The 3946-nt window shown below is 43.1% G+C and carries 1 protein-coding gene; it reads right to left on the reverse strand.

The genetic code is table 11. From position 1 onward, the window contains the following. Window positions 1-592: 592 nt before the first annotated feature. Window positions 593-3946: SBBP repeat-containing protein (locus tag F6K22_RS34720; protein WP_293108937.1), on the reverse strand; the 3354-nt coding region annotated here is incomplete at its 5' end.

The raw sequence follows: 3946 nt of genomic DNA on the forward strand, positions 1-3946 counted from the left end.
TTCTTATAGGTAGCGATCGCTTCCACCCACTGCTGGTCAGTCATTTTTTCTGCTTCCTCTTCAGGAATTGGAGAACCTATTGTATAAACTACTGGACTTTCCGGTGGCTCAATTTTTCCAGGTGCTTAGGCGATTTCCTGCGGAATGCTTTGCAGAATGCAAAACGCGAATCGCCCTTACATTACAGCGCTTTTCAAATTGATGAACCACATCGTCATCACCAAAACCCTGTAGGGGCGATTTCCTGCGGAATGCTGCGCAAACGCGAATCGCCCCTACTTGCTGGCCATTCGCCCCTACTGTGGTCTACTGAAATGAAAACTGCTGTAAGAAACCGGGTTTATGGGATACAGATGTAAGTATAATATCATGTTCGGTTGAATAGTTATGATTAGTATATAGATGGAAGAGATATCTCAAACCCTTGAGATTGCTTCCTTCCACTCCGTTCCAGTCGCAATGACTTTATAGTTAGTGATTATCCGAACATGATATAATAGGGCATTTCATATAAACCCGGTTTCTCTGCTTTATTTATACCGACACTACCGGATTGAATATCAGATATTTATCATCCCAACTATATCATTTGTCAAATAACTTGCCAATCAGCTACTTGAGATGAAATACCACTAATTCCTACACTACCATCTACATTCCAAAGTTGATTTTGACCATTGTTATTATTACGCCACAACAGTTCATCTATGTTATCACTATCAAAGTCTCCTACTTGAGCTACTTCCCAATTACTACTGCGATTAGGTAATCCCCTAACTTGAGTAGTACCATCAACATTCCAAAGTTGATTTTGACCACTGCTATTATTACGCCATAAAAGCTCATCTATGTTGTCTCCATCGAAGTCTCCTACTTGAGCTACTTCCCAATTACTACTGCGATTAGGTAATCCTTTGGTTTGAGTCGTACCATCAACATTCCAAATTTGGTTTTGACCAGTGCTGTTATTACGCCATAAAAGCTCATCAATATTGTCTCCATCGAAGTCTCCTACTTGAGCTACTTCCCAATTACTACTGCGATTGGGTAATCCCCTAACTTGAGTAGTACCATCCACATTCCAAATTTGGTTTTGACCAGTGCTGTTATTACGCCATAAAAGCTCATCAATATTGTCGCCATCGAAGTCTCCTACTGCTACTGCTGTCCAATTGTTATTTCTGGTGAGCAACCCACGAACTTGAGTAGTACCATCCACATCCCAGATTTGATTCACTCCATTGTTAGTATTACGCCATAATAGCTCATCAATATTGTCACCATCGAAGTCTCCTGCTTGTAGGGGTTGCCATTGACTACTTCGAGTAGGTAAACCGCTAACTTCAGTAGTACCATCCACATTCCAGATTTGATTTTCTCCACTGGTACTATTACGCCAGAGTATTTCCATAGAAGTATCGTTGTCAAAGTTACCTATTTGGGGGATACTCCAATCACTGCTACGATTAGGAAGACCTTGGATATTGGTAGGGTTAGTTGCCCAGATTTGATTGTCTCCGGTAGTGTCATTTCGCCACAGAATATCTGCTTTGCTATCCCCATTAAAATCAAACTCGACTGGTTCGCTATTATTATTGTTGCTAACAGTAGTGAAATTCCAAGTTGTTACATCTGACATCCCGGCGTAATCATTGCCCGCAGTGTCTTCTATTGCTCCTGAATCTATCTCAACATAATACTCAGTTCCTTCTGCTAAGTCAGCAGTGGGGTTGATGGTGAGGGTATTGTTTGAGATTGTGACTTGACCGGATGTAACATCTATGGTTTCTACTGTTGAGTTATCGCTGAGTTGTTTGATAACGATGTTGCCCGTGCCTTTTTGGACGTTTTCATCAAATTCAATGACTAAATCTGCCCCTATGGCAATATCTGTGGTATTGTCGGCGGGGGTGAAATTGATTGCTGTGGGAGGAGTGGTGTCTTGGGGAGAGACAGGAGAAAATTTAGCTACATAGCTATCAAAAGAGCCATTATTCGTCAAATCATTGTTGCCATCTCCATCAATGTCGATGCTCCTCCAGAAATATCCTGTAGCCCACACATTACCATTGCTGTCAGTGGCTATACCTTGGCCTACCTCACCACTGCTACCACCGATATTTCGGGCAAACAGCAAGTTGCCATTGTTGTCGAACTTGGCCACATAGATATCAGCAGAGCCATTACTGGTCAAATCATTGTCGCCGTCGGAGTCGATATCAATGCTACCCAAGAATTGTCCTGTAACCCACACATTACTATTGCTGTCGGTAGCTATGCCATAGCCATAGTCACCACCGCTACCGCCGATATTTTGGGCAAACAGCAAGTTGCCGTTGCTGTCAAACTTGGCCACATAGCTATCCAAAGAGCCATTATTGGTCAAATCATTATTACCATCAGAGTCAATGTCGATACTCTCCTGAAAATATCCTGTAGCCCACACATTACCATTGCTGTCGGTCGCTATACCCCTGCCCTGGTCAGTACTGCTACCGCCAATATTTTGGGCAAATAGCAAGTTGCCATTGCTGTTGAACTTGGCCACATAGCTATCAGAATTGCCATTACTGGTCAAATCATTGTCGCCGTCGGAGTCGATATCAATGCTACCCTCAAAATTTCCTGTAGCCCACACATTACCATTGCTGTCGGTGGCTATGTCCCAGCCCCGGTCAGTACTGCTACCGCCAATATTTTGGGCAAATAACAAGTTGCCATTGCTGTCGAACTTAGCTAGATAGCTATCAGAATTGCCATTACTGGTCAAATCATTGTCGCCATCAGAGTCGATGTCTATGCTGTCAGAGAAAGATCCTGTAGCCCACACATTACCATTGCTGTCGGTAGCTATACCATGGCCCCAGTCAGAACTGCTACCGCCAATATTTTGGGCAAATAACAAGTTGCCATTGCTATCGAACTTAGCTAGATAGCTATCCAAAGAGCCATTATTAGTCAAATCATTGTCGCCATCAGAGTCGATGTCTATGCTGTCAGAGAAAGATCCTGTAGCCCACACATTACCATTGCTGTCGGTTGCTATGCCATGGCCCCAGTCAGAACTGCTACCGCCAATATTTTGGGCAAACAGCAAGTTGCCATTGCTGTCAAACTTAGCTACATAGCCATCAGAATTGCCATTACTGGTCAAATCATTATTGCCGTCTCCGTTGATGTCGATACTCCCATCAAAATTTCCTGTAGCCCACACATTACCATTGCTGTCGGTGGCTACGCCATAGCCATAGTCATAACCACTACCACCAATACTTTGGGCAACTTGGAACTCAAAGTTGAGGTCAGAGGGTGTAGAATTTTCGTTAACATCGTTAATGTTAATGGTCAACTCTTCTTGATAAGTCTCTCCTGCTGCATCGGTAGTCTGAACTCGGATATTGTAACTAGATTTAGTTTCATAGTCTGGGGAATTATTTATTTTCAGACGATCGCCATCAAGAGTGAAAGCTGCGTTATCGGTGTCTCCCACACCTGCTACTAATTCATAAGTAAAAGTATCGCCTGCGTCGGGGTCAATACTTGATAATGTGCCGACTACAGTATTTGCTGCAACGTTTTCATCAATGCTGTTGTTGCTGATACTAAGAGCAGTGGGAGCAGAATTTTCGTTGACATCGTTAATGTTAATGGTCAACTGCTCTTCATAACTTGCTCCCGCTGCATCGGTGGTTTTGACTCGGATATTGTAACTAGACTTAGTTTCATAGTCTGGGAAACTCTTGATTTTCAGTCGATCGCCATCAATGGTGAAAGCTGCGTTATCGGTGTCTCCAGTACCGCTGACTAATTGGTAAGTAAAGGTATCTCCATTGTTAGAGTCGGTGGTAGTTAATGTACCTACTACAGTGTTAGCTGCTACGTTTTCGTCAACAGTATTACTTGTGAGTGTGATGTCAGTGGGGGAGGCATTCTGTGATAATTTGAC

The sequence above is a fragment of the Okeania sp. SIO2F4 genome (assembly GCF_010672385.1).
In the GTDB taxonomy this organism is placed as follows: domain Bacteria; phylum Cyanobacteriota; class Cyanobacteriia; order Cyanobacteriales; family Microcoleaceae; genus Trichodesmium.